We start from the raw sequence: 26,166 nt of genomic DNA, 5'->3' as shown, positions 1-26,166 counted from the left end.
CCCCAGCGCTTGCGACGATAAGCCACAAGTTCCGCGGCACTCAGTCGCAACTGAAAAAACGCGCATTGGGAGGAAACATGGCTTACAGCACGAACGCTTCAGCTCCGCCTTCCGGCGGCTTCCGTTGGCTTCAATTGATCATCGGCGTCGTGTGCATGGCGATGATCGCCAACCTGCAATACGGCTGGACGTTCTTCGTCAGCCCGATGGCGAAAGCGCATTCCTGGGACGTCGCGAGCATCCAGGTCGCATTCAGCATCTTCGTCGCACTCGAGACCTGGCTGACGCCGCTTGAAGGATGGATCGTCGACTCGCTCGGCCAGCGCGGCCCCAGATTGATGGTCGCTGCCGGCGGTATCTTCGTCGCGCTCGGCTGGCTCATCAACGCCAAGGCAACGTCGCTGGAGATGCTCTATCTCGGCGCCATTGTGTCGGGCATAGGCGCCGGAGGCATCTATGCCACGTGCGTCGGCAACGCCGTGAAATGGTTTCCTGACCGTCGGGGCCTGGCGGTCGGCTGCACCGCTGCCGGTTTCGGTGCGGGTGCCGCCGTCACCGTCATCCCCATTCAGATGATGATTGCCTCGGTCGGCTATGCCGACACCTTCTTCTGGTTCGCGCTGGTTCAGGGTGGCGTCATTTTTGTGTTGGCCTGGTTCCTCCGCCCGCCGCTGTCGGGTGAAGTTCCCCCTGCATCGGCCGTGAAGGTGCTGCAATCCAAGACCAGCAGCACCCCGGGCCAGATGCTGGCTTCTCCAATGTTCTGGCTGCTCTATTTGATGTTCGTCCTGGTGTCCGCGAGCGGTCTCATGGTGGCAGCCCAGCTCGCGATCATCGCCAAGGATTACGGCGTGTCGCAGACGGTGCTCCTGTTCGGTGCGACCACACTGACGGTCGCGGGCATCATCGACAATGTGGCGAATGGCAGCGCCCGGCCCTTCTTCGGTTGGGTGTCGGACCAGATCGGCCGCGAATACACCATGGCCATCGCCTTTACCGCCGGCGGCCTCGCCTATTGGCTGCTTGGGACCGCAGGCACGACTCCATGGACTTTCGTGATCTGCGCGGCGATCGTCTTCTTCACATGGGGTGAGATCTTCAGCCTGTTTCCCTCGACCTGCACCGACATGTTCGGCGCGAAATACGCCACCACCAACACCAGCCTGTTGTACACAGCCAAAGGACTTTCGGCCTTTGTCGTCCCCTTGGCGAACGTGCTGAAGACGTATTCGGGCAGTTGGCATTCCGTGTTTGCCGTCGCGGCGATCATGAATTTCATCGTGGTCGCGCTCGCATTGTTCGTGGTGCGACCGATCCGGCTCAATGCGTCGGAAAAGAAGAATCCAGTGGTGCAAGCGGCGGAGTAAGCGGCCGGGCCGATGGTCGCCAATAGCACGCTAGGCCGAGGCGCACTTTGGGTGCGCCTCGTTGGCCTAAGCGGTATCAAAGCGGCCACGAACTGCATGCTCGAGGAAAACCTCGAGCGCCGCGATGCATTCTCGGTCGCGGTAAAGCCGATGCTTGCTGCCGGCGATCTGTGAGGACAGCGCTGCGCGCCTTGACTGGTCCTGCCCTAGGCTGACGGCAATCGCAACATAATCGTCCACGTTTCGCGCGATGGTTTCGCGGATGCCCATCATCTTGAGGATCGCCGCGCTGTGGCGGCCGCGCATCAAGTCGCCTTCGAAGGTGACGATGGGCAGATCGTGTGCGAGACTCTCAAGAATCGAGTTGCAGCCGGACCAGCCGATACTGTCCAACACGGCGTCGCATTGACCGATAGCCGCCGCAAAACGCTCCGGCGCTAGTCTCGGCAGGAACACGCAATGGTCGCTTGCGCTGAGCCCGAGCGCGGCAAATGCCTTGTCCAGCCGTTGCCGGAACATCTGGGTGACGGCCTCGCCCGCGCCGGACTCGATGAAGGTGAACTGGCAACCGGAAACCTCACGGGCGATGCGGGCAAACACAGCGTCGAATTGCGGCAAATATTTCGGGAGCGACTGGCAGCACCAATAGACCACCGCATCGGGACGCAGCCCCAATTGTGCACGATCAACTTCGAGCAACGCAATGTCAGCGGGCTCATAGTAGATCGAAAGATTCGGCAAGCGCACCAGCCGCTCTGAATAATGGTCGGCCGCGTCAGCCGGCTCCATCAGGTCGCTGCTGATGAAATAATCCATGCTCGGAAAACCCGACGTGACCGGATGTCCCCAGGAGCAGCATTGCACCGGCGCCAGCCGCTGCGCGGCGAGCTGCGCCGAGACCTTGTCCATGCCGATCTCCGGATACAGCAGGACGTGGGGCGCGTCGTCCAGAACGGTTTGCCGCCACGCATCGAGCGACAACGGCCCCTGAACGAAGCGGCTGCACAATCCCGCCGCCAGCTCGGTTTCGGCGTCCCGATCCGACGAAGTGTGATAGCCGAAGAGTTGAAACCGATCGCGATCGAGCATCTTCAACCAGCCCTTGATCGGAACCTTCCAATTGGAGTGCTGTCTGAAGAAACCGCTGACGATGCCGATCCGGATCGGCTCGTGCGGCGCGGGCGCTTTGGGCATTGGCGGCGCGCCGTACCTCGCCGCCATGACCTTGCAGACGAGCGCGCCATAGATGGACTGAAGCTCGCGATCATTGCGGCCCTGATACGGCAGATAGAAGGGCTGATGCGACCCGATCTCGTCGGCCAGCCGCGCCGGAACCCCTGCCTGCTTCACATCTGCGGCAAGATGCTCAAGGCGATCGGCATAGGCGGAGCGCCGCTTGCCGATCTCGGCCGAAGACTCGTAAAGTGCAGGAAGCTCGGCCATGCACAAAGCCAGTTCGGCTTCGAGCGCCGCCGGCCGAAGCGCGAATGCGCGCGCAAAATGCTCGCGCGCCTCGGCAATCCGCGCCTGACTGCGCAAGGTCAGACCGCAATTGTAGTGCGCCATGACGAAGTTCGGATCGAGCCGCAACGCCGCTTCATATTGCTCGATCGCGGGCTGCAGCCGCCCCAAGGCGCGCAAAACGTTGCCCATGTTGTTGTGCGCGCCGGCACTATCCGGGCGCAATGCCAGCGCCTGCTCTGCGTAACCTAAGGCCTCCAAGGGACGGTCTTGGATCTGCAGCATGCGCGCAAGATGGACGCAGGCCTCGAAGAAGCCCGGATGCAGCATGATCGCCTGCCGACAATGTTGCTCCGCACGCCTTACCTGCCCCATCATTTCCAGGATGGCGGCCAACTCGAAGTGCGGCCCCGCAGATCCCGGCACGGTCTCCACAAGCCGTTCGAAATGCGTCACGGCCGCATCGAGGCGCCCGAGAGATCGGAGCGTGCGCGCCAGGTTGCCGCGAGCCTCGGCGTAAGCGGGATTGAGAGCGAGCGCCCTTTCGAAGCAAGGCATTGCTTCCGGCAATCGGCCACTGGCTGCGAGCACGACGCCTCTATCGTTGTGCGCCTCCGCGAAATCGGGTGCCAGCGTCACCGCGCGAGCGAGATGCGCCGGAGCGTCATCTCGGCGAAGCCGATGCGACACTACGCCCAACAAGTGCCACGCCCGCGCGTTGTTCGGATCGATATCGCAAGCCTGCCGACAAAGGCGTTCGGCATCAACCAGACGACCCGAGCGATGATGGGCTATCGCAGCCACTAATACTTGTTCGGAACGGCTGCCGGCGTTCATGGCAACGCTCAGACGCAACAGCTCTGCGGTGCGGTCACTCGCATGGACGAGACCGTCCGAGGCCGAGATCGACCTCGCAGGGACTCCCGTAAACCCAGACGGGCTGATCACATGGCAGAGCACGCGTCGACTGATAGTTCGTCATGCAGGCAATATTTAACGCGGGGTGCAGGACGAGCCGCGGCCCGTAATACGGCGCCGGCGCCACGGGCGAGTTATCGTATCCAACGATATAGAGGCCGCGATGTTTTCTGGGCTTGTGGGCGTTGGCAACCCCGGTCGAAGCACAACCAAATGCCACGGCGGTGATCAGCGCGATGGTCGTCCGTATCCACATGACGCGAATTCCCCCATTGATGATCTCACTGCGCGCAGTTTGGACAGCCTACACCACCAATGTCGCGCATCAAACGCTAGATTACCCGATCTCGAGCGCGTGCGCGGCGCAAGACCGGGCGTCGGCGTCAAGGCTCGGTCTGATCTTCAACCGAAAAACTGACGGGTGCTCCGCCATTGCGCCAGGTCTCCCATATACGGACATACGCCGCCTCAATGTTTCTGGTCAGTCTGGGCAGATCAAACAGCGGCGACAAATCGCGATTTCTCTGCAGCTTGGCGCGAAGTTCCGACAGAAGGCACGGATCCGTTGCCAGCGCGAGCGCCTTGCGTTCGTAATCTTCGAGCGAGGTCGCAATTAATTCCGGCAAACCGACCGCGGTCAGCAGGCTACCCGCCACCCGGCCGGCGAACGTCTTTCCAGCACATGTCACCAGCGGTAGACCCGCCCAAAGTGCATCGCTTGCGGTCGTATGCGCGCTGCAGGGCAACGTGTCCAGAAACAGGTCGGCATTGCCGTGACGCGCGAGATGCGCAGCCGGCGACACCATCGGCGCAAACACCAGCCGATCGGGATCGACGCCGCGCTTCTCCGCTTCGAGGCGCAGGTTGCGTTTGACCAATTGATTTGTTTCAAGAAGCCAAAGCACGCTGCCGGGTACCGCCTTGAGCAGACGCATCCAGATATCGAAGAAGACAGGCGTGATCTTGTATGTGTTGTTGAAACTGCAAAATACAAAACCTCGGGCGGGCAGCCCACAGTCCTGTCGGGAAGCTGCACTCGGCGCGATTTCACGCTTCCTGTCATTCGCCTGATAGCAGCCTGGAAGATAGACCACCTTCTCCGAAAAGAACTCTTGTTGATCAATTGGCACGACAAACTTGTCGGCAATGATGTAGTCGATGAAATCTGCTCCGGTGGTCGCGGGATATCCGAGATAGCTCACCTGTACCGGCGCCGGGCGATACGACGCGATCTGCGGCCGCGCCCTATGCGTATACCCCTTGAGATCGACCATAATTCCAATTCGGTCGGCCTGAATTCGCCCGGCAGCCTCGCGGTGTGACAGATGGCTGATATCCACGAAGCGATCGAATGCACGCTCAAGCCGTGCTCGCATTGCACTGTTGTCGTGCTGACCGTAAGAGTAAGCTATCACTTCGAACCGGTTGCGATCGTGGTGTTCAAATAGTTCGGCCATCAGATGGGCCGTGGCGTGCTGGTGAAAGTCGCCGGACAAGTAACCAAGACGGATGCGCGCGCCATTCGTCACCTCGTGGCGAGAAAAGACATCTCGATCAGGCGGCAACATCGGCTGGATCCAGCGCTTTGCACAGCTCAATTGATCGGCCGCGGATGCCCCGCTCGAGAGCAAGTAAAATGGCGGGACTCGAATTCCCCGTCCCACCATGTCGACGATTTTACCCGAGATGCCCTTGTGGTCTTCCCAGTCGCAAGCGCGCCAACGATGATAAACGAGCTGGCTAAAGGCATCGCTGTAATCGGCTCGGAGCCGCCAAGCATCTCCGTACGCGGCGACGGCCTCCTCGAGATTGCCCAACTCTCGCCGGGCATTTCCCGCATTATAGTGGGCCTCCGGAAAATCAGGTTTGATCGCTAACGCCTGCCGCAGCGCCTCGAGCGCTTCGTGCGGGCGCCCATCGGCCAACAGCGCTGCGGCCAGGTTGTTGAGGACGTCGGCTTGGTCGCCAATCGATTGGAGCAGCCGCCGGTAAATGAGGACGGCTTCGCGCGCGCGGCCTGTTTCCTGAAGCACGATGCCGCCTCTGTTGATGGCATCGACGTAATTGGGCCGGAGCTTGATGGCCTGGCCATAGGCAGCCAGGGCTTCGTCGAGCCGGGTTTGCAGTTGCAACGCAAAGCCGCGATTGTAGTGCGCTTCGGCGAAATCCGGAGCGAGCGCAATCGCTTTGTCAAAGGCCGCGATTGCCTCATCGAGGCGGCCTTGGTCCTGCAGGACAGCTCCGAGGTTGTTGTGTATCAGGGGAACATTGTTTCCAAGCCCGATGAGCTGCCGATACGCCGCCTCGGCGGCCGCGCACTCGCCGCTCTCGTGCAGGATCGCGGCCAGATTGAACTGGGCCTCCGCGTAAGCCGGCCGCAACTCGATTGCCTTTCGATAGGCGGAGATTGCTTCGGCGCGCCTGCCCTGTCTCTGCAACACGACGCCAATATTGTTGTAGGCGTCGGCATATCCCGCCCGTGCTGCAATGGCATTGCCATAGGATGCGATCGCGTCCGCAAGTGCGCCCTGTTGCTTGAATGCGTTGCCCAGCGCGAAATGAGCTTCAGCGTAGGCCGGCCTCAGCTCGATAGCACGACGATGCGCAACGATCGCCTCCGATATTCTGTCCTGCTGTAACAGCACTAGCCCGAGATTATTGAAGCTCAAGGCATCGTCTGGGCGCAGCGAAGTCGCGCGCCGAAGCAGTCGTTCTGCGCCATCGAGATCGCCCTGCTGGGCGGCAATGATTGCAAGATTACCGCAGGCAACCGGGTTGCCGGGATCAATTTCCAACAGCGACGCATAAAGACGCTTGGCGTCCGCAAACGAACCCCTTCGTTGCGCCGCCAGGGCGCCTTCCAATAGCTGTTGCGGTGTCTGATATCCCACAGTGCCGTTCGTTCCGAACTGGACCGCCTTCAATAAGGCTGCCGGTAATTGGTGTATTGGATATCGAAGGACGTCGCTCCATAAAGCTTCACGTAGACGACGGGACCGTCAAGTTTGACCTCCTCGATCGAGCGGGGCCCCTTGAACAGCGTGGCATCTTTCTCATGGCCTTCGGCATAGATAAGGGCCTGACCTGTCGGCGTGTTGAGCGTCACGATCATGGTCACTGCGGTTGCCGATTCTGGGATGTATTTTGATACGTCGACCTTGATGGGAGCGGGCTCTGCGGGAGCCTCTGGCGGCTGTTCGGACTGCGCGAACTGCATAATGGTCGGCGGCGGTTGCATATCCATCGCGTGGTCCTCCTAGCCGTCAACTCTATCAGCTTGATCTTGGCGAAGACCTGAAAAAGTCGACCCGCCCAGCTGATTTGAGGATATGGATTTTCTTTGGAGACCAGACAACTCCAATCGTGCCCAATCATTCCCTCAACAAGGGGGGCTCGTATGCGAGTCCCCCCTCATCGAGTTCGTTGATCCTCTAGAAGTTGAACGTCATGCCTGTCGTCGCAGCCTTAATCGTGGCGCCGCCGATCGTGTCGTTGGCCGCATCACGGCCGCAGACCTGGTAACCGTGCCCGCTTGCGCCGAGGCAGTAGTGGGCGCCTGGCCCCTGCGTGAGCTCCGTCGCGACGATGTACCAGCTCGCCCAATCATTGAAGTAGTAGCGCGCGCCGATTGTGTACTGGTTCGCGGAATCGTCGAACAGGTTTGCCTGCAGCGTCGCTGCCGGCGCAAGCACCGGATCGTTGACGCTCAGCATTGCGGGGTTGCCGGGCGTTCTGAAGGCGTGGGTATATGCCGCGCTGACAGACCACTGCTTGCCGATAAATTGCGTCACGCTTGCATAGACGCCGTCGCGCGAGCGTTCATTGAACGGTTGCTCAATCGGAGTCACTTCGCGCCGGATCCACTCATAGTACGAGTAAAATTGAAGATCACCGATGCCGTCATTGAAGCGATAGCCACCGCCGACCTTCGCTGCCCATTCGTTGTGGATCCCGGTGAAGACCTGAGAACCGTCGGCGAGGAAAACGGGAGCGATCAGACCCGGCTGGAGCCCGTCGTCGCCGTGTCGGTTGACGCCCTCGTGAAGCTCGTACGCGGCCATCGCCGTAAACGGACCATTCTTATAGTTCAACGCAGCGCTATAAGCGTTGCCATAGGAACCGTCGGTGCAACCGTTGCCGCCGATATTACCCGGAACGGCTCCGCCCGTGCCTGGAAAGTTGCTGCCGCTTCCGCGCGTCGAAGCCCCATTACACTGAAAATAGTCGCCATAGGCGTAGTCGCTATTGTCCCGGGCATAGTTCTGACCCGGCGAGATCAGTGCGCTGAACTGGAGGCCATTCCAGATCGGAGATTCGTACCAGATCGCGTGATTCATGCGCCAATCGAACTCGGCGCGGTTATCGCCGCCCGTATTCCCCATGATCGAGTTGTAGTCGCCCAGCGTTCGGGAGAACGGATCCCAGGCGTTGGTGGCTCTCTTATAGGGCGTGTCGGTCTTACCGGCCTTAACCGCACCCCATGGCCCCTCTACGCCGAGATAACTGTCGCGCGTGCCGAATGCCGCCCGCTCGTTCGGCGCTGCGGCGAAATCCACCTGGGATTCCAACTGCGCCACGACCGCCATGCCGTCCCAGCCATAGGGCGCCAGATTGTGCCTCACGCGCACGCCGAAGCTGGAGATGTTGCTGGCGACACCCCACTTCGTGCCTTGATCGAAAACGGAATTATTGAAGACGTCGGCGGAGAGATCGATCGATCCGTACAGGGTGACGGTCGTGTTATCGATCAGCGGCGCCAAAGGACCGGCTTTAACCGGAATGCCGCCAATTCTCGGACCCGGAGGCGGCACTGGGGCCGGCGAACTTGCGACGGCGGCGTGAACCACCGGATTGCTTTTTGGTTTTTCTGTAGCGGCAGGAGCAGCCGGCGCCGCGGGCTTTGCCGCGGACAAGGTACGCACCTTGGCTCGCAGCTCGGCATTTTCTTTTTCAATTTTGTCGAGACGCGCCATCACGTCGTCGAGTGTCGCAGAGCGCGCCGTCCCGCCAAATGAGAGCAAACAAAGCGCAGCACAGGCCGTACCGGATAGAAACTTCCCTTTCATAGCGTGTCCCCACCTGTTTTTGTCGGATTCAACTCCGAGGCGAGGAAGCTTAAGGTATACCAAATACCAAAAGGAAGGCGCGCAGCCGTGCATAAATGAAATTTCGGTAATCTGTCGTAAAAATGCTACAAAATGTCGCACCGTGCCGCAGCAAAATTGCTGCGATGCGTGATGATCGGCAATGAAATTCCTATGGCACTAACAATTGATGGCGACGAATTTTCACGACTTCTGGTTGTAGAAAGGCCTCCAGAGGCCTCACTCGTCCCAGAGCTTCTCGCCCCGCCGGATACGTTCGGAGATTTCAGCTTGGAAAGCCGGCGGGCCAAACGCGAACCATTCGCCCTGGGTCTGATAAAGCAGCGGCCGTTTGCGCGCCGAACTAAACTCTTTCAACCAGTCCAACGCCTTTCTTTTCGGGCGCTCGCCCACTGGCACGACCACGTCAACCGGCAATCCGCGCCAGGTGAAGTTTGCCGCGAGCATAATCATGTCGGACCGGTCTGGGCGCATCCAGTCGGGCAATGGGCTCGAGCCGATCAGCCATCCGCAAACGAACTCGCGACAAGGATTGGAAGGGCGCTCTTGGTAAATCGAGCATCCGTGCGCGGCACGGAACGGGCACGGGCTTCCCGGATGAATCCGATGGCCCCGCACCTTGATCTGCAGCCAACCATCACAGCAGGCCGTGCAGTCGCCGCAACTTCTTGTCGCACTTGATTCCATGGGCGGTCCGGATGACGTGTTGGCGAAGACCTTCGGCAGCTTAGCGCGACCGTGGCCTTCCGGAGCGCGGGCCGCCATGCTTTTTTGGGAGTTCCCTGCCAATCCGCAATTGACAGTTGGCATAATGTATACCAGAATTGCGTTACTAGGGAGTTGACCACCGCCACAGGAGGTTGCAATGCAAGTCGGAGACATCCTGCGTAAGAAAACCGCCCGCGTCGTCACCATCAGAATGAACGAGACTGTCGGCGTTGCGGCGCGCCTCATGCGCGCCAACAACATCAGCGCGCTCGTGGTCAAAGATGTCGTCCGCTCCGAAGGCAACACGGCGGTCGGCATGTTCACCGAACGCGATGTGGTGCGCGCGATCGCCGAGCACGGCGCCGCCGGTGTGAATGTGAAGGTGTCCCAGCTCATCTCGGTACAGAAGCTGGTCGCCTGCAGCTCCAACGACACGCTGGAACACGTCCGCCATCTGATGAATGTCAATCACATCCGGCATCTGCCGGTGATCGACAATTTTGCGCTCGCGGGCGTGATCAGCATGCGCGATATCGCGTCGGCCGTCGATGAGATGACGACTAGCGAGCCGCGCGCGGCCTGAAGGCCGCCCTGCTCCGCTTCGAGGCCCGCTTCGCTTCAGCCGGGGCCGTGACCCATACCCCGACGTCGGCGTCGGAGTCGGTTCCGCCGTTGTTTGCGCACCGCGCCAGGATCGCAGGCCTCTATGACGGAATCGTCCGTCTCGCGGAAACGAAGGCGCTTGTCGCTGCATGACCCGACTGCCTGGGCCGCACCCTTGGCCGTAGACTTTTGTCTGCCCCGACGCCATCCTGCGCGCCGAAAACGCGAAGGGAGCGCTGGGCAAGACATGCTGAAAACACGGTTCACGGAGCTCGCCGGCGTTGAGCACCCGATCGTCCAAGGCGGCATGCAATGGGTCGGCCGCGCCGAACTGGTCGCGGCCGTTGCCAACGCCGGCGCGCTCGGCTTCATCACCGCGCTGACCCAGCCGACGCCAGAGGATCTTGCCAACGAAATCGCGCGCTGCCGCGAGATGACGGACAAGCCATTCGGCGTCAATCTGACCATCCTGCCCACGATCAAGCCGCCGCCTTACGCGGAATACCGCGCCGCCATCATCGAAAGCGGCATCAGGATCGTCGAGACCGCCGGCAACAAGCCGCAGGAGCATGTCGACGAATTCAAAAAGCACGGCATCAAGGTGCTGCATAAGTGCACCAGCGTGCGCCACGCGCTTTCCGCGGAACGCATGGGCGTGGATGCGATCTCCATCGACGGCTTCGAATGCGCCGGCCACCCTGGCGAGGACGACACGCCCGGCCTGATCCTGATTCCCGCCGCCGCCGACAAGGTGAAGATACCGCTGATAGCATCCGGCGGCTTTGCCGACGGCCGCGGCCTGGTCGCGGCGCTGGCTCTGGGCGCGGAGGCCATCAACATGGGCACGCGCTTCATGTGCACCAAGGAGAGCCCGATCCATCAGCTCATCAAGGAGCGGATTGTCGCCAATGACGAGCGCGAGACCGAGCTGATCTTCCGCACCATGCGAAATACCTCGCGCGTCGCCAGGAATGCCGTCTCGACCAAAGTCGTGGCGATGGAGAAGGAAGGCGCAAATTTCGAACAGGTGCGCGAACTCGTGGCCGGCGCACGCGGCAAGATGGTCTATGCAACCGGCAATGCGGACGAAGGCATCTGGTCCGCCGGCCAGGCGCAGGGCCTGATCCACGACATTCCAAGCTGCGCCGAACTCGTCTCCCGCATCGTGCGGGAAGCGGAAACCATCATCCGCAGCCGATTGGAAGGCATCATGTCGCCGGCGCAGCGCGAAGTCGCGGCATAGCAGCGATGTCGAAGATCCAAAGCGAGAGTTGATCCCATGAAAGCCTACATCTACGGCGCAGACGGCGCCGCCATCGCCGATATTGCTAAGCCCGCACCAAAAGGCACGCAGGTGCTGGTCAAGGTGCACGCCTGCAGCCTCAATCGCGCCGATCTTGGCATGGCCAAGGGCCACGCCCATGGCAGCGCCGGCGGCGTCGGCACGGTGCTCGGCATGGAATGGGCCGGCGAAGTCGCCGCGCTCGGACCGGACGCGATGGGCGTCAAGGTCGGCGACCGGATCATGGGCTCGGGCGCCGCGGCCTTTGCCGAATATACGCTTGCCGATCACGGCAGGCTGTTCCGCACGCCCTCGAACATGAACTTCGAGGAGGCGGCCACCCTCCCCGTCGCGCTCGCAACCATGCATAACGCCGTCGTCACCGTCGGCGGATTGCAGGCTGGACAATCCGTGCTGATCCAGGGCGCGAGCTCCGGCGTCGGACTGATGGCAATGCAAATCGCCAAGCTCAAGGGCGCCAGCCTCGTGGTGGGATCCTCGACTGACGCCACGCGCCGAGCGCGACTGAAGGAGTTTGGCGCCGATCTTGCGATCGATTCCGCCGATCCCGGCTGGGTCGATGAGGTGCTCAAGGCGACGAACGGGGAAGGCGTTGACCTGATCGTCGACCAGGTCTCGGGCAAGGTCGCAAACCAAAATCTGGCCGCGACCAGGATCAAGGGCCGCATCGTCAATGTCGGCCGGCTCGGCGGCACGCATGCGGATTTCAACTTCGACCTGCATGCGGCGCGCCGCATCAACTATATCGGCGTCACGTTCCGCACCCGCACCATCGAGGAAATCCGCGAGATCTTCGACGCGGTCAAGAAGGACATCTGGGCTGCGGTGGAAAGCCGCAAGCTCCAACTGCCGATCGACAAGGTGTTCAAGTTCGACGACATCGGCGCGGCCTTCGCCCATATGCACGCCAACAAGCATCTCGGCAAGATCGTCGTGACGCTTTGATAGTGCGGTTTCAAATCGGAACAATTTGCAACAAGCGAAGCTGTGAGCGGGCGCCGCGCGGCGCCTGATCCGCGCTTTCATGTCGCAAGGCGGGCTGCTAAACCCGCACGCCATGAGCGAGGCCAATCTCCCATCAAAATCCCGCGTCGCGGCGATCTCGGTATTTGCTAGCGCCGGGATGGCAGTGGCGAAACTCGCGGTCGGGATCATCATCGGTTCGCTCGCGCTGATTTCCGAAGCCCTCCACTCCTCGGTCGACGTCGTTGCCACCATCATCACCTGGATGGTGGTACGCGTGTCCGACCGTCCTGCGGATGCGGAACATCATTACGGCCACGGCAAGCTTGAGAGCATCTCGGCGCTGGGCGTGATCGCCCTGCTCTATGTGCTGGCCGGCGGCATCCTGGTCGAGGCCTATAGCCGCCTGCATGAAGGCGCGCCGCCGCCCACGGTTTCCTTGATTCCCTTCCTCGTGCTGCTGGTCGATATCGCGGTCAACCTCTGGCGCGCGCGGGCGCTGCATCGCGCGGCGCACGAGACCCAGAGCCAGGCGCTCGCCGCCGATGCGCTGCATTTTTCCTCCGACGTCGCGGGATCGGTCGCTGTCATTATCGGGCTTGCGCTCTCTGCATTCGGCGTCGGCTGGGGCGACGCCGCGGCGGCGATCGCGGTCGCGGTGATGATCTCGGCGCTCGGCTTGCGGCTGGCGCGCTCCACGGTGGAAACGCTGGTCGACCGGGCGCCGGAGGGCGTCGCGGAGCGCGCCACGGCGGCGATCAGGATGGTGCCGGGCGTCGTTGACGTCGAGCGCCTGCGCGCGCGCATGGTCGGCGCGACCCATTTTATCGACGCGGTCGTGCAGGTGCCACGTACGTTGCCGATCGACCGCGTCGAGGAGATCAAGCAGAGATCGCAGGCCGGGGTTGCCAAGGCACTGGGCGATGCAGATCTGACCTTCACCGCCGTCCCCGTCGCGCTGAGCAATGAAAGCGTGCGCGAACGCATCATGGTGATCGCGCGCAATTCGGGCCTCGCTATCCACCACGTCACCGTGCACGACCTCGGCGACAAGCTGATCGTCAGCATCGATCTCGAGGTCGACGCCGAGATGCCGCTGGTCGATGCGCACGCCATCGCCAACCGGCTCGAGCGCAACATCCGCGAGGAATTCGGCGAGGACGTCGAGGTCGACACCCACATCGAACCCCTGGAGCCGGAATTGCCTTTCGGCAGCGACGCCGCGCCCGAGCGGGTGGAAGCAATCGCGCAGGCGCTGTCGCGCTTTGCCGCGGATACCGCGATCAGCGACATTCATAACGTCCGCGTGCGCGACACCGCGGCGGGCGAAATCGTCAACTTCCATTGTCGCGCCGCTCCCTCGATGAGCGTGATCAAGGTTCACGAGAATGTGGATGCGATCGAGCGCGCGCTGCGCCGCGCTTTTCCCAGCGTGAAACGTGTCATTAGTCACGCCGAGCCGCCTCACGTCTGACGTTTTGTCGCATAGCGTTCCCGTTTCGGACTCAGTGGGCTGCAAATTTCCGCCTGCGCGATTCTTCGTTGGACAAGATTTATTTGCGTTAAGGAATCGTTGACTCTCGACAGTCCGCAAAAACTGGATTCAAATCATCATGATTCGGGAGGTGCTGGGGACCTTCCGGACTGGTGCAAGAAATACTTCCGTGGGGGTCTAGGGCATGGCGCGCGCGCACGCGGCGGATGCGTGCGTCCAATCCGATTCGATCAAGGGATTGGCGCAGTCGATCGCGAAACCAGCCTACCACCGGCTCCTGATTGCGGAGCCGACGCTCCGCCGCGCTGTGCCGACCCTCATTATCGCCTTTCTGATCACGATCTGCCTCGGCGCCTTCGTGCAGGTGCTCGATCAGAACCGGCAAAAGCGTGCGGCCACAAAGCGCGATCTCGCCGCGCTCGCCGACCTGCTGGCCGAGCGGATCGACCGCCTCGCCTCGCCGCGCATGCAGCGGCTCGGCAACATCGCGCATCTGCAGGAGATCCTGCCCGACCTCATCCCGCTCTGGGGCATTGCTCCGGGACGGCATTTCATCGTCAGCAGTGCCGACCATCGTGTCCTCGCCCGGCTGCCCATCGACGCCTCGCTCGGCGAGGCCGATCGCCTGCTCGACGTCATCAGCACCGCGCAGCTCTTGACGGCGCCCGGCCGGCAGGACGATGCCAGCGACATGGTGCTGCCTAATGGCGGCGGTGCTCTGGCGGTCTCTCGCCTGATCAAATCGCTGCCCGGCCAGATCATGGTGATTCAGGAGAAGAACGAGCCCATCTGGGGCTCGGACGCGGCGCTGTCGGTGACGCTCTCCGCCACCACGGGTTTCGTGGTGCTGATCCTTGGCTTTGCCTTCCACTGGCAATCGACCCGCGCCCGCGAAGGCGACCTCATCAATGATGCAGTGCGCGGGCGCATCGATACCGCGCTCAACCGCGGCCGCTGCGGCCTGTGGGATTGGGACCTGTCGCGCGGCCGTATCTTCTGGTCGCAATCGATGTTCACCATGCTCGGGCTGGACAGCCGCAGCGATCTCCTGACCTTCGGCGAGGTCAACGCGCTGGTCAAATCCGACGACATCAACCTGTTCGCGATCGCCGAACAGCTCATCTCCGGGGAGATCAGCCACATCGACCAGAGCTTCCGCATGCAGCACACCGGCGGACACTGGATCTGGCTGCGTGTGCGCTGCGAGCTCATCCATGGCGACGACAGCCTGCACCTGATCGGCATCGCGGTTGACATCACCGAGCAGAAGAGTCTTGCGGAAAAAACTGTCGAGGCAGATTTGCGGCTGCGCGACGCGATCGAAACCATCCCCGAGGCCTTCGTGCTGTGGGATGCGAGCGATCGCCTGGTGCTCTGCAATTCGCATTTCCAGCGGTTGCACAAGCTCCCGGATTCCGCGGTGATCCCGGGCACGTCCTATGAGACCATCATCGAGGTCGGCAGCATGCCGGAGGTCCGCACGCGCCAGCATGATGTGGTCAGCCCGACGCCGGGCGCGCGCACCTTCGAGGCCCAACTCGAAGACGGGAGTTGGCTGCACATCAGTGAGCGCCGCACCAAGGATGGCGGCTATGTCTCTGTTGGCACCGACATCACCCGCATCAAGGCGCACGAGCAGAAGCTGGTCGAGAACGACCTTCGCCTGCGCGCCACCGTCAACGACCTGAAGCGCTCGCAGGCCGAGCTTGAGCGCCAGGCCATCGAGCTCGCCGATCTCGCCGAAAAATATGCGCGCGAAAAGAACCGCGCGGAGGAAGCCAACCAGACCAAGTCGAAATTCCTGGCCAATATGAGCCACGAGCTGCGCACGCCCCTCAACGCCATCATCGGCTTCTCCGAGATCATGGGCAGCGGCATGTTCGGCGATCTCGGGTCGGAGAAATACCGCGAATATTGCCACGACATCCTGACCAGCGGTCAGTACCTGCTCGACGTGATCAACGACATCCTCGATATGTCGAAGATCGAGGCGGGACGGATGAGGCTCGATCTGGAAACGCTCGATCTGTCCAAGACGCTCGCTGAATCGCTGCGGGTGGTGTCGGGTCGTGCACAGGACAAGGATCTGGTGATCGACGCCGATATCCAGGGCTCCATTCCTGTGGTCGCGGACCGTCGGGCGACCAAGCAGATCGTGGTCAACTTGCTCTCCAATGCGGTGAAATTCACGCCCGAAGGCGGCCGCGTGGTGATGCGCAGCCACGTCATGACCGATCGGATCGTGCTCCTGATAGCCGACACCGGCATCGGCATCGCGCCGCAATCGCTGGCGCGGCTCGGCCGCCCCTTCGAGCAGGTCGAAAGCCAGCTCACCAAGACCTACCACGGCTCGGGACTTGGGCTTGCGATCGCACGATCGCTCGCCCATCTGCACGGTGGCTCGATGAAGCTGCGTTCCAAACTCGGCGCCGGCACCGTGGTCCGCGTGATCTTGCCGCGCGACGCGCGCAAGGCGAATCCGAGGATGCAAGTGGCGGCTTGAGTTATCATCGCGCCCTCCTTGGTCAAGTTACCTCGCCCCGCTTGCGGGGAGAGGCGATCGGACTCGCGCCGAGCGGGGCTCGCCTGACGGACCCGGATTTGATTGTCAAACCCTGAGCGCACGACTTCGCACTCTCGCGACGAAATTCGCCCGAGTTTTGCATCAACCTTGTCCCTCCTCAGGTACAGAGGGCGCAGGGAAGACCGGGTGCCCGCTTGCACCCACGGCCGCCGCGCAAAAAACTTGCGCGAGGCGCGCGAAGACCACAGGTACAGGCGGCATCACACCGGCCTTCCCTGCGCAGTGGTTTACGGCTTACTCCGCGCTCTCCTCGGTGAACCAGACCTTGTTGTCACCGTCGCGCGCGAGATGCGTGAAGCATCTTCGCGAAGCTTAGCGCCAGCCTTGGGGCGCCAGGACCACACGACTTCGCCGTCCGCTTCCGTATCGTTCGTCTTCGACACATCCGCGTCCACCGCATTCCGCTCCACGTTCGTGACGACGCGTACGCCCCTCATGCCGAAGCGGGATGCGCATGAGTAATCATAATTTCTGAAAAAGCGAAAGCGCAATATTTTTAACGGCGCGACTGGACAGGCCTGATCAGCTTGAATCGGCTCGCGAAATTGGATTTTGCGCGCACGCGATTTTGGGCAGCGCAGGACGCAGGCGAACGAAGCGGCGGGACAAAATCGAACTGATTTGTGCCCGCGCGGGCCAATCGGTTGAGCCGTCCCAACGCGCCAACCAGTTGTCCATCAGCACAAAAAGATCATAGGTTGGTCGCGCTACAAGCGGCGCTACTCCCCGATCATCAGCGCGGACCATGGCGACGGGCGTGAAAAGGTGACAACTCATCGGTTGAAATACGTGACCCTGGCGCTCCAGGGCGGCGGAGCCCACGGCGCCTTTGTCTGGGGCGTGATCGACCGAATGCTCGAGGACGGCAGGCTGGGAATCGAGGCGATCAGCGCCACAAGCGCGGGCGCCATGAACGCGGTGGTCCTTGCTTCCGGCATGGTGGCCGGCGGGCCCAGGGCGGCCCGGCAAAACTTGGAAATATTTTGGGCCGAAGTCTCACGTATGGATTTGATGTTCGACCTTTTCTCGCGTTGGAATCAGTGGATTCAAGCGTTCAGGCTGCCGCCTGAATACCATCCATTCCACGCACTGATTCATTTTTTGACTCACACGCTTCCGCCGACGCTGCTCAATCCATTCAATTTCAATCCGCTCAGGGATCTGCTTTTGAGAGTGGTGAATTTTGAACAGCTCAATCACTCGCCGCAGGCGCCGAAGCTTTTCCTCAACGCCACGAATGTCCGCACAGGGAAGATCAAGGTCTTCGAGACACCCGCTATTACCGTCGACGCAGTGCTCGCCTCCGCTTGCCTTCCTCCCTATTTCCAGGCGGTCGAAGTCGACGGCGAGCACTACTGGGACGGTGGCTACCTTGGAAACCCGGCGATCTTCCCGCTGATCTACCGTAAGGGCGCGAAAGACGTCATCATTGTGCAGGTGACGGCGATCACGCGAGACGAATTGCCGGCCAGCGCGGCAGATGTCCTGCATCGGATCAACGAGATCAGCTTCAACTCGTCGTTGATGCGAGAGATGCGCGCCGTCGCTTTTGCCACAAGACTGATCGACAGCGGCGAGTTGGACGGAGACAAACACAGACGCATGTTCATGCACTGGATCGGCAACGACTATCTGATGTCGCAGCTTGGCACGGCAACGCAATTTCACCCCGAATGGAAGCTGCTGTGCAGACTGCGCGATGCGGGACGGGAGACCGCAAGCAAGTGGCTCGATCAAAATTTCGAACACATCGGCTCTCGCTCGACGCTCGATATCGAAAAAATGTTTCTCTAGGGCAGTCGCCGAGCTGAGCGAATCGGAGGGCGCGCGCGTTCCGCCGTCATTGCGAGCCAACGGGTCCGCGCGAAGCGCGGCCCGATGACAGGCTCCGCGAAGCAATCCAGATTTTGTTCGCGGATACAGTCTGGATTGCTTCCGCCTACGCGCAAAGGCGCTTCGGCGGGACTTCACGCCTCGCCATAGCTCGCGCAGCGAGCGACGGCGGGTCGTCGTTTTCGCTCCTCGCAATGACGGGCCTGTTTGAGGGCACCTACTACCTGGCGCTAGCCCTGCGGATCGCTCAGCTCTTCAATATAGCGCTGGCCGCGCCGAAGACGGCGGCGAGGATGCCGCCGGTCCCGGTCTTCTCCAAGCTGCGGTCAGCTACTTTGACGCCTGCGGCTTGCTTCTCGGATCATCCGCAGGGTTGACGTAGGTGATCGCGAACGGCCCCTGACCGTGGACTTGCACGATCGTCGGACTGCTCGCCCAGGCGTAGTGGTTCATCCGGGCAGGCGCCTCCGCATAGCCACCGGCAGTCAGCAGCATGCTCTTCTCTTCATCGAGCTTGTCGCCCATTCCGAGGTGGAAATCGCCGGAAATGACGGTGACCATCTCTGTGGTCGGGTGATTGTGGGCCGCGATCTTGTATCCGGCAGGCATTTTCAACCGGATCACATAGAGCCCATCCTTTGACGGATCGCCGGACAGCACGGCGATCTGCGCCCCCTCGGGCACGAAGTTCGGTGCCGACGCCCATTCGAGTTGGGAGGCATTGATCGGCATCTTCATGTCATCGGCGAAAGCACCGGTTGCGCCGACGAGGAGCAATACCACGGTAACCGTTCCTGTTTTCATGATCGGCCTCCATTGAGCGCGCCTATATCTGTCGATCACGCCGGGCCGCCGGTTCAGAAGTATTCGCGATGAGGGAGCGCCCTACCCCAATGCCGACGGCCGGCGTGCTTAACGCCATAGTCGGCTGGGTGCAGTATCATTTGCGTGCAATCGGCCGAACGCTACAATAGAATGTTGCCATTGGCTCCAAACTTCGCGGTGGGTACCTCGCGACCGGCGGTGAGTCATGCAACCGATTGCCGACTGGCTGGAAAAGCTCGGCATGTCCGAATACGCGGAGCGCTTCGAAGCCAACCGCATTGATGTCAGTGTTCTGCCGGATCTGACCGACCAGGACCTCGAGAAGCTCGGGGTCCTGCTTGGAGATCGTCGAAAGATGCTCCGCGCAATCCGCGAGCTTGCGCGCCCTGTGCCCCGTTCAGCTGATGATCCCGATCGAGCCGAGAAGACGCGCGACGAGCCGGAACGCCGTCAGCTCACGGTCATGTTCTGCGACCTTGTCGGCTCGACTGCCCTTTCAGCACAACTCGATCCCGAGGACTTGCGTGGAATCGTCCAGGCTTATCACCGCTGCTGCGCGACCATTGTCGAGCACAATGGCGGGTACGTCGCGAAGTACATGGGAGACGGCGTACTGGCCTATTTTGGATATCCGCAGGCCCACGAGCATGATGCGGAACGCGCGGTGCACGCCGGTCTCGCTCTCGTCGAAGCCGTGCCAAACCTCAAGACCGCAATCGGCTCACCGTTGCAGGTGCGGATCGGCATCGCGACAGGGCTCGTGGTCGTCGGCGATCTCATCGGCAAGGGTGCGGCTCAGGAGCAGGCCGTCGTGGGTGAGACACCCAATCTTGCCGCCCGCCTGCAGGCGATTGCCGATCCGGATGCTGTCGTCGTCGCAGAGACTACGCGAGCACTTCTCGGCAATCTCTTCGAATTCCAGGATCTCGGTTCAAGAGAGCTCAAGGGCATTTCGGGACCGGTGCGCGCCTGGGCGGCATTGAGACCGAGTTACACGGAAAGCCGATTTGATGCGCTACACACAACCGCCTTGACCCGAGTGGTTGGACGCAAGGAAGAAGTCGAATTGCTTCTGCGCCGCTGGTCCAGCGCCAAAATGGGCGAAGGGCAAGTCGTATTGCTCTCGGGCGAAGCCGGCATCGGAAAATCCCGGATTACGGTGGCGATCATGGAGCACATCGCAACCGAACCGCACACCCGCTTGCGCTATTTCTGCTCGCCCCAGCACACCGACAGTGCGCTCTATCCCATTGCTCGGCAGATGGAACGCGCCGCTGGACTGCTGTACAACGATAAGCCGCAAGCGAAGCTCGACAAGCTCGATGCCCTTCTTCTGCAAACCTCAACCTCTCCCCACGACGCGGCGCTCCTGGCCGGGATGCTGTCCCTTCCGAACGACGGACGATATCCGAGCATCGAACTCGCGCCCGAACAGCGCAAACAAAGGACGCTCGAAGCCTTAACGTCACAACTCGTCCGATTGGCGTCCCGGAATCCGATTCTGATGATCTTCGAGGACGTGCATTGGATCGATCCGACGAGCCTTGAGGTGCTCGACCTCCTCGTAAAGCGAATAGAAGACCTTCATGCGCTGCTTCTCATCAGCTTCCGTCCCGAGTTCCAGGCAGCTTGGGAAGGGCAGGCCCATGTCACAAGCATGACGCTCAATCGGCTTCCTTCACGCGACGCGGCCGCGATCATTGCGGGTCTGGTCGGGACAAAAGAGTTGCCGGCGGACGTGAGCGCCGAGATCGTGGAGCGCACTGATGGCATTCCCTTGTTTGTCGAGGAGATGACGAAGGCGGTGCTGGAGGCCGAGAATGAGGGGGCGGCCCGACGAACCGCCTCGATGGTTGCATCACATGCTCAAGCAATTCCGGCGAGCCTGCACGCATCGTTGCTGGCGCGCCTTGATCGGCTTGGCCCGGCGAAGGAGGTGGCGCAGATCGGTGCGGCGGTCGGGCGGGAATTTTCGCATGCCTTGCTGGCAGCCGTCGCGCAAAGAACCGAGGCCGAGCTGGCACTGGCCCTCGATCGTCTCGTGGGTGCCGGCTTGCTGTTTCGGCAGGGCCTGCCTCCGGACGCGCATTACCTGTTCAAGCATGCGCTCGTGCAGGATGTTGCCTACGACACCCTGCTCCGCGAAAGACGACAGCAGCTGCATGCGCGCATCGCAACCGTTCTTGATCAACAGTTCGATGTCGGCGACGGCCAGCCCGAGCTTCTGGCGCGGCACTATTCCCTCGCCGCAATGCCGCGAGAGGCCATCACCTTCTGGCAACGCGCAGGAGACCGCGCAACCAAGGGCTCGGCCAACAAGGAGGCGATCGCTCATTTTCGAAACGCGCTGCAGCTTCTCGAAACGCTTCCGGACAGAGCCAGCTACGCGGACCAGGAGTTGCAGCTCCTGATCGCTCTGGGGCCCGCATTAATGACGACGCGGTCGTCGGTGGCACCTGAGATCGGTCAGGTGTATGCGAGAGCCCGGGAGCTGGCCAGTGCCGGGCAACGGGTCCCGGATCTTTTCCCGACCGTGTGGGGAGCCTGGCTCATCGCCTTTTCACGCGGCGAGTTTGCGACGGCCGCGCGCCTGGTGGACGAGCTATTCGGGATGGCCAACGCCAGCGGAAATTCTGAACTCGCCTTGCAGGCGCATCACGCAGCCTGGCCGTCATTCATGGTGACAGGTCACCTGGCAACGGCGCGTCACCATATCGAAAGAGGCGTTGCGCTCTATCGACGCGAAGCACATGGCCGGCAAGCCCTGCAATATGGAGGCCACGATCCCGCTGTTTGCGCCTACGCGTCGAACGCTATCATCGCCGCGACGATGGGATATCCGGACCAGGCCGTTGACGAAATGCAGAAAGGCCTGGCGCTCGCGCGCGATCTCGACCATCCGCCCAGTCTTGCACAGGCGCTCTGGTTTGCAGCGGAGCTGCACCAGATTCGCCGGGAGCCAGCGAAAGTAGAGCACTACGTGAGCGAGGGCTTGCCCATGCACGCGATGCACGGATCGGCCGTTGGCATAGCGAACGCGACCATGCTGCGCGCCTGGGCGCGTGTTATGCAGGGAGAGAGTGAGGACGGCATCGCTCTGATGCAGGAAGGGCTAGCCAACTGGCTTAAAACAGGGTCCAGATTTCACGTTCCCTATCGGCTCGCACGCGCTGCGGAGGCGCATTTGATTGCGGGTAGGACGGAGGATGGATTGCGGCTCATCGATGAGGCGGACGGTAACAGCGGCGACGTCTGGTTCGCACCCGAACTGGATCGATTGAAGGGTGAGCTGCTCTGCAAAATTGGCGACGGTGATGAAGCGGAAAGCTGTCTGCACCGGGCTCTTGAAGCAGCCCATGCCCAGGGGGCTCGCCTTCTCGAGTTGCGAGCGGCGACGAGCCTCGCAAAGCTCCTCCAAGCCCGAGGCCGGCGCAGGGAGGCCGAGGGGATACTTGCGCCGATCTATTGCAAATTTGATGAGGGTCTTGACACGACTGATCTCAAGAGCGCCAAGGACTGGTTAGAGAAGGCGAATTGAAACAGCCTTTCGTGTTTTGTCTTGCGCCGGGACTCGACGCCCGGCTCTGCTCCAGGAACACGCGCAGGAGCCAAAGCGCGCCCAAAGCCCATTCGAACACGCCGCTCACACCATCGTCATCTCGCGCCTGAGCTCGGGGGCGAAGATGGACTTAGGTATCAGCGCGTGGACGCCGCGCACGATGTCCACCACCTGGGTCACGCGAAAGCTCACCGCGATGCTGCACAGCGCGTAGGCGTCGAGCTCGCTGATCTTCGCCCGGGTCGCCAAAAACTTGATGGCGTTGCGCGCTGCGAGAGTCATCGCTGCGTTCAAGTCCTTGTCGAGACCCATGATGATCCAGTGTGAATCTGTCTCGGCGACCGGCCAAGCGAGGTTTTTCTGCTTGTGGAGAATAACCTGGATACGCAGCTCCTTCATGCGGGTCTCAAGGGCGGTAAGCGAGATCTCGCCGTCGCCCTGCACGGCATGGCTATCGCCCGTATAGATCAGCGCGCCGGGCTTCCACACCGGGATGTAGAGCATCGAGCCCTCGGACAGGTCGCTGAGATCGAGATTGCCCGCGTGCGGGCCCGGCGGTACCGAGCTGGTGACACCAGAACTTAGCGGCGGGAAATAGCCGTCGGGTGGCGCAACGCCCAAGGTGCCCTGGAACGGTTTCAACGGAATGGTGACGTTGGGCAGGAACTCACTCTTCATGGCGCGCAGGTCGAGATCGACATACTTGACCTGCCCCTGAGCATAGTCCTGCGGCAAGAGTCCGGTCCCCAGCGCGCCCGGGTTGTTGAAGACGGCGCCCCATTCGTAGGGTCGGATTCGCTCGTAGCGGATCTCCAACACGTCGCCCGGCTCGGCCTTGTTCACGGCGATCGGCCCAATGATCGAGTGCGGCCCTTTGCCCGGATTGTCGACGCGCAGCTTCGCCAGCGTGTCGATGGGCACGCCCGGCTCCATTTCATTGAGGAAATGCGACCAGGTGTCGGGAAAGCTGATGATATCGCCCGAGTCGATGGTGAGAATGGGCGCCAGGTTGGCGTCGAACACGCCGAGCCGCACCGTCTCCTGCGTTGAGGGGACCACGTGCACGCGGCCTCCAGCGTCGGATTGCCGCCTCGGCGTCGCGCCGGGCTGCTGCGCCCGCGCCAGCCTCGCGAACCATGGCTCGACCGCGGCGAGCGCACCCATGAAGCTGCTCGCTTGCAGGAACTTGCGGCGCCAATGGCCGCGTGCCGACAAATAGCCGTCGAGAGTCTCCTGATCGACTTCGTCCATATGGAGGAGGCTATCGCAGGCGCGATCGCCAAAGGCAGCATCCTTGATGTCCTCGCGGATGATGCCCGTGCCCTTCTCGTCGCCGCAGCCGAAGAGATTGGCGCAGAGGTGATGATCAGAGTGCTGGTGGGCGTGCTCACTTCCGTCGGCGTGGGTCTCGGGCATGATGACCCCCAAGAAAGCGTCCGCGCGGTATGCCGCGTCAAATGGACCGCTACCCGCGCTCACTCGCGGTCGAGCAACGCACCATGGGAACGCCCCCTCGGCTGGCTCGACGGCTAGACCGCGGAGTTATCACGGGCCTCCGACGAGTTCGCGTCGCTTTGACGTATCGAGAGAAGTTGCAGTACCACGTTGCTCGCTTGCCGTCGACATGGCGGTGGTCGGTCGCGGTCCCCGCCTGCGGAGGGCAGGTCCGGTTCTGACCTACCGCAGCACCTGTCTTCACCTCTGCCGCCGGTTAGATGCCGCAGAAAAATCGACGCGGTTGCACCCAGACCCGACATTCCGCACGGATTTAGCACAAAGGCTAATGCCCGGAACTTGAACAACTTCCGGGCATTGGGGTCCGAAGAGAGGAGCTCACTTTAGCTGTCCGCCGCACTCCGACACAGCATTTGGACGCTGCGCGAACATGTACCGCACCGGACACGAGGGCGAGGAGTGACCCCAATGATCGCGATGTCACAAACCGATCGGCCTGCCGCGCGGGTTTCCGAAGCGACCCGTTGGAGCCAATTGATCATCGGCATCATCTGCATGGTGATGATCGCCAACCTCCAATATGGATGGACGCTTTTCACGATTCCCATCAGCCACAAATTCGGTTGGAGCCTCGCATCGATCCAGGTTGCGTTCACGTTGTTCGTGCTGTTTGAAACCTGGCTGGTGCCCGCCGAGGGTTATCTCGTCGATCGCTTCGGGCCGCGGATCATGGTGTTTGCGGGTGGGTGTCTCACCGGGCTCGCCTGGATTCTCAACTCCTTCGCAAACTCGCTTGCGATGCTGTACGTCGCCCAGATCTTAGGGGGCCTTGGAGCGGGCGCTGTTTACGGCACCTGCGTCGGCAACGCGCTCAAATGGTTTCCCGACCACCGCGGGCTCGCGACCGGGCTGACCGCCGCAGGCTTCGGCATTGGCTCGGCGCTCACGATCATTCCCATTCAAAAGATGATTTCAACTCATGGCTACGAAAATACGTTCCTCACGTTCGGTATCGGCCAAGGCGTGGTCGTGATCGTGCTGTCCTTGTTGCTGTTCGCCCCGCGGCCCGGCCAAGCCCCCGAAGCCTCGACCAGCGCGCTCGTGCAGCAAAGTCGCATTCAATACGAACCGCTGCAGGTGCTCAAAGAGCCGACGTTCTGGATCATGTATGTGATGTTTGTGCTGATGGCGGCGGGTGGACTGATGGCAACGGCGCAACTCAAGCCCATCGCCAAGGATTTCCATCTCGACACCATCCCGGTCACGCTCATCGGTATTACCCTGCCTGCGTTGACGTTTGCATTGACCATAGATCGAGTTCTCAACGGACTGACGCGACCGTTCTTTGGCTGGGTCTCTGATTTTCTCGGCCGCGAGAACACCATGTTGATTGCCTTCGTGTTGGAGGGTATCGGGATTTGGGCTCTGTATGTCTATGGGCAAAACCCGCTGGGCTTTGTGCTCCTGAGCGGCGTCGTGTTCTTCGCCTGGGGCGAAATTTACAGCCTCTTTCCCACTACCTGCACCGATTGCTTTGGCGTCAAGTACGCCACGACCAATGCCGGCTTGCTCTACACGGCGAAAGGAACGGCCTCGCTGCTCGTGCCGCTCGCCAACGTGCTGGTGATGGAGACCGGCGGCTGGAGGGGCGCCTTTATCATCGCCTCGATCTTCAACATCATTGCCGCGCTGATGGCCATCTTTGTTCTGAAGCCGATGCGGCAAAGGCTGGTGGCGCGACCGGTCGGAGGGACAGCCTGGCCGGCCGGCGCGCAGCCGACCTGACGGAGATTGGAGCGTGGGTAAGCGAAAGCGTAACTCACCCTCGGATAGACGGCGGATTGCGATTCGCTAATCCGGCCTGCGGCGCTGCTGAAACTTTCTCAATTGCTCCGTCACCCCTGAGGTGCCGTCGCAAAGCGACGGCCTCGAAGGATGAACGGCCCCGGCTGCAGCAGCCGGGCCGTCGCCCTTCGAGGCTCGCTTT

General features: G+C 61.6%; 16 protein-coding genes. 9 read left to right on the top strand and 7 right to left on the bottom strand.

What is annotated here, in order from left to right:
- The first annotated feature begins 77 nt into the window (after nucleotides 1-77).
- On the top strand, nucleotides 78-1,367 hold the full coding sequence (gene oxlT, locus F758_RS0107095; protein WP_024507211.1) for an oxalate/formate MFS antiporter: 1,290 nt from the start codon (nucleotides 78-80) through the stop codon (nucleotides 1,365-1,367).
- Between the two features lie 66 nt (nucleotides 1,368-1,433).
- Here the strand turns inward: oxlT (F758_RS0107095) and F758_RS0107090 are convergent, their stop codons facing one another.
- The 5 genes from F758_RS0107090 to F758_RS47400 all read right to left on the bottom strand — a co-directional run bounded on the left by F758_RS0107090 (nucleotide 1,434) and on the right by F758_RS47400 (nucleotide 9,304).
- On the bottom strand, nucleotides 1,434-3,665 hold the full coding sequence (locus tag F758_RS0107090) for a tetratricopeptide repeat protein (protein WP_024507210.1): 2,232 nt from the start codon (nucleotides 3,663-3,665) through the stop codon (nucleotides 1,434-1,436).
- 464 nt (nucleotides 3,666-4,129) lie between these two features.
- Nucleotides 4,130-6,670 carry a tetratricopeptide repeat protein gene (locus F758_RS0107085; RefSeq protein WP_024507209.1) on the bottom strand — a complete coding sequence of 847 codons (2,541 nt, stop codon included), beginning with the start codon at nucleotides 6,668-6,670 and terminating at the stop codon, nucleotides 4,130-4,132.
- The gene (locus tag F758_RS0107080; RefSeq protein WP_024507208.1) at nucleotides 6,667-6,990 is read right to left on the bottom strand and encodes a hypothetical protein; all 324 of its coding nucleotides are present in this window, start codon (nucleotides 6,988-6,990) and stop codon (nucleotides 6,667-6,669) included. Before F758_RS0107080 ends, F758_RS0107085 begins: the two co-directional genes overlap by 4 nt.
- 187 nt (nucleotides 6,991-7,177) lie before the next feature.
- Nucleotides 7,178-8,812: a porin gene (locus F758_RS43420; protein ID WP_198026421.1), complete on the bottom strand. Its 1,635-nt coding sequence runs from the start codon at nucleotides 8,810-8,812 to the stop codon at nucleotides 7,178-7,180.
- Nucleotides 8,813-9,070: 258 nt separating this feature from the next.
- Nucleotides 9,071-9,304 carry a hypothetical protein gene (locus F758_RS47400; RefSeq protein ID WP_051386724.1) on the bottom strand — a complete coding sequence of 78 codons (234 nt, stop codon included), beginning with the start codon at nucleotides 9,302-9,304 and terminating at the stop codon, nucleotides 9,071-9,073.
- Between the two features lie 412 nt (nucleotides 9,305-9,716).
- Between F758_RS47400 and F758_RS0107065 the strand changes: the two genes are divergently transcribed.
- From F758_RS0107065 to F758_RS0107040, 6 genes are all read left to right on the top strand, one after another.
- Entirely contained in the window at nucleotides 9,717-10,142 is a 426-nt protein-coding gene (locus F758_RS0107065) for a CBS domain-containing protein (RefSeq protein WP_024507205.1), read from the top strand.
- Nucleotides 10,143-10,409: 267 nt separating this feature from the next.
- On the top strand, nucleotides 10,410-11,405 hold the full coding sequence (locus tag F758_RS0107060) for an NAD(P)H-dependent flavin oxidoreductase (RefSeq protein ID WP_024507204.1): 996 nt from the start codon (nucleotides 10,410-10,412) through the stop codon (nucleotides 11,403-11,405).
- Between the two features lie 36 nt (nucleotides 11,406-11,441).
- A complete protein-coding gene (locus F758_RS0107055; protein WP_024507203.1) occupies nucleotides 11,442-12,410 on the top strand; it encodes a zinc-binding dehydrogenase in 969 nt (322 codons plus the stop codon).
- 112 nt (nucleotides 12,411-12,522) lie between these two features.
- On the top strand, nucleotides 12,523-13,902 hold the full coding sequence (locus tag F758_RS0107050; protein WP_024507202.1) for a cation-efflux pump: 1,380 nt from the start codon (nucleotides 12,523-12,525) through the stop codon (nucleotides 13,900-13,902).
- A gap of 205 nt (nucleotides 13,903-14,107) precedes the next feature.
- Nucleotides 14,108-16,426, top strand: coding sequence for a PAS domain-containing sensor histidine kinase (locus tag F758_RS0107045; protein ID WP_024507201.1), 2,319 nt, complete (start codon nucleotides 14,108-14,110; stop codon nucleotides 16,424-16,426).
- A gap of 870 nt (nucleotides 16,427-17,296) precedes the next feature.
- Entirely contained in the window at nucleotides 17,297-18,301 is a 1,005-nt protein-coding gene (locus F758_RS0107040) for a patatin-like phospholipase family protein (protein WP_245286429.1), read from the top strand.
- A gap of 369 nt (nucleotides 18,302-18,670) precedes the next feature.
- On the opposite strand, the gene F758_RS0107035 is transcribed toward F758_RS0107040, so the two are convergent.
- Nucleotides 18,671-19,144 (bottom strand): cupin domain-containing protein, encoded by a 474-nt coding sequence (locus F758_RS0107035; RefSeq protein ID WP_024507199.1) that lies wholly within the window; start codon nucleotides 19,142-19,144, stop codon nucleotides 18,671-18,673.
- 226 nt (nucleotides 19,145-19,370) lie between these two features.
- Between F758_RS0107035 and F758_RS0107030 the strand changes: the two genes are divergently transcribed.
- Nucleotides 19,371-22,703: an adenylate/guanylate cyclase domain-containing protein gene (locus tag F758_RS0107030; RefSeq protein WP_024507198.1), complete on the top strand. Its 3,333-nt coding sequence runs from the start codon at nucleotides 19,371-19,373 to the stop codon at nucleotides 22,701-22,703.
- A gap of 105 nt (nucleotides 22,704-22,808) precedes the next feature.
- Here F758_RS0107030 and F758_RS0107025 read toward each other — a convergent pair whose 3' ends face one another.
- Nucleotides 22,809-24,140, bottom strand: a complete 1,332-nt coding sequence (locus tag F758_RS0107025) for an acetamidase/formamidase family protein (RefSeq protein ID WP_157449890.1) — start codon at nucleotides 24,138-24,140, stop codon at nucleotides 22,809-22,811.
- 507 nt (nucleotides 24,141-24,647) lie between these two features.
- On the opposite strand from F758_RS0107025, the gene oxlT (F758_RS0107015) reads away from it, so the two are divergent.
- A complete protein-coding gene (oxlT, locus tag F758_RS0107015; RefSeq protein ID WP_024507195.1) occupies nucleotides 24,648-25,964 on the top strand; it encodes an oxalate/formate MFS antiporter in 1,317 nt (438 codons plus the stop codon).
- The last annotated feature ends 202 nt before the right edge of the window (nucleotides 25,965-26,166 follow it).

It is taken from the genome of Bradyrhizobium sp. ARR65, assembly GCF_000472385.1.
Classification (GTDB): domain Bacteria; phylum Pseudomonadota; class Alphaproteobacteria; order Rhizobiales; family Xanthobacteraceae; genus Bradyrhizobium.
Note: the sequence above shows the minus strand (reverse complement) of the source record. Positions and strands in the feature narration are given on the sequence as shown.

What these genes read in the sequence shown, in the direction of transcription:
- F758_RS0107090 (WP_024507210.1), bottom strand. Translation starts at nt 3,665, where the DNA reads ATGAACGCCGGCAGCCGTTCCGAACAAGTATTAGTGGCTGCGATAGCC.
- F758_RS0107050 (WP_024507202.1), top strand. Translation starts at nt 12,523, where the DNA reads ATGAGCGAGGCCAATCTCCCATCAAAATCCCGCGTCGCGGCGATCTCG.
- F758_RS43420 (WP_198026421.1), bottom strand. Translation starts at nt 8,812, where the DNA reads ATGAAAGGGAAGTTTCTATCCGGTACGGCCTGTGCTGCGCTTTGTTTG.
- F758_RS0107055 (WP_024507203.1), top strand. Translation starts at nt 11,442, where the DNA reads ATGAAAGCCTACATCTACGGCGCAGACGGCGCCGCCATCGCCGATATT.
- F758_RS0107080 (WP_024507208.1), bottom strand. Translation starts at nt 6,990, where the DNA reads ATGGATATGCAACCGCCGCCGACCATTATGCAGTTCGCGCAGTCCGAA.
- F758_RS47400 (WP_051386724.1), bottom strand. Translation starts at nt 9,304, where the DNA reads ATGATTATGCTCGCGGCAAACTTCACCTGGCGCGGATTGCCGGTTGAC.
- F758_RS0107025 (WP_157449890.1), bottom strand. Translation starts at nt 24,140, where the DNA reads ATGCCCGAGACCCACGCCGACGGAAGTGAGCACGCCCACCAGCACTCT.
- F758_RS0107035 (WP_024507199.1), bottom strand. Translation starts at nt 19,144, where the DNA reads ATGAAAACAGGAACGGTTACCGTGGTATTGCTCCTCGTCGGCGCAACC.
- oxlT (WP_024507195.1), top strand. Translation starts at nt 24,648, where the DNA reads ATGATCGCGATGTCACAAACCGATCGGCCTGCCGCGCGGGTTTCCGAA.
- F758_RS0107065 (WP_024507205.1), top strand. Translation starts at nt 9,717, where the DNA reads ATGCAAGTCGGAGACATCCTGCGTAAGAAAACCGCCCGCGTCGTCACC.
- F758_RS0107030 (WP_024507198.1), top strand. Translation starts at nt 19,371, where the DNA reads ATGCAACCGATTGCCGACTGGCTGGAAAAGCTCGGCATGTCCGAATAC.
- oxlT (WP_024507211.1), top strand. Translation starts at nt 78, where the DNA reads ATGGCTTACAGCACGAACGCTTCAGCTCCGCCTTCCGGCGGCTTCCGT.
- F758_RS0107045 (WP_024507201.1), top strand. Translation starts at nt 14,108, where the DNA reads ATGGCGCGCGCGCACGCGGCGGATGCGTGCGTCCAATCCGATTCGATC.
- F758_RS0107060 (WP_024507204.1), top strand. Translation starts at nt 10,410, where the DNA reads ATGCTGAAAACACGGTTCACGGAGCTCGCCGGCGTTGAGCACCCGATC.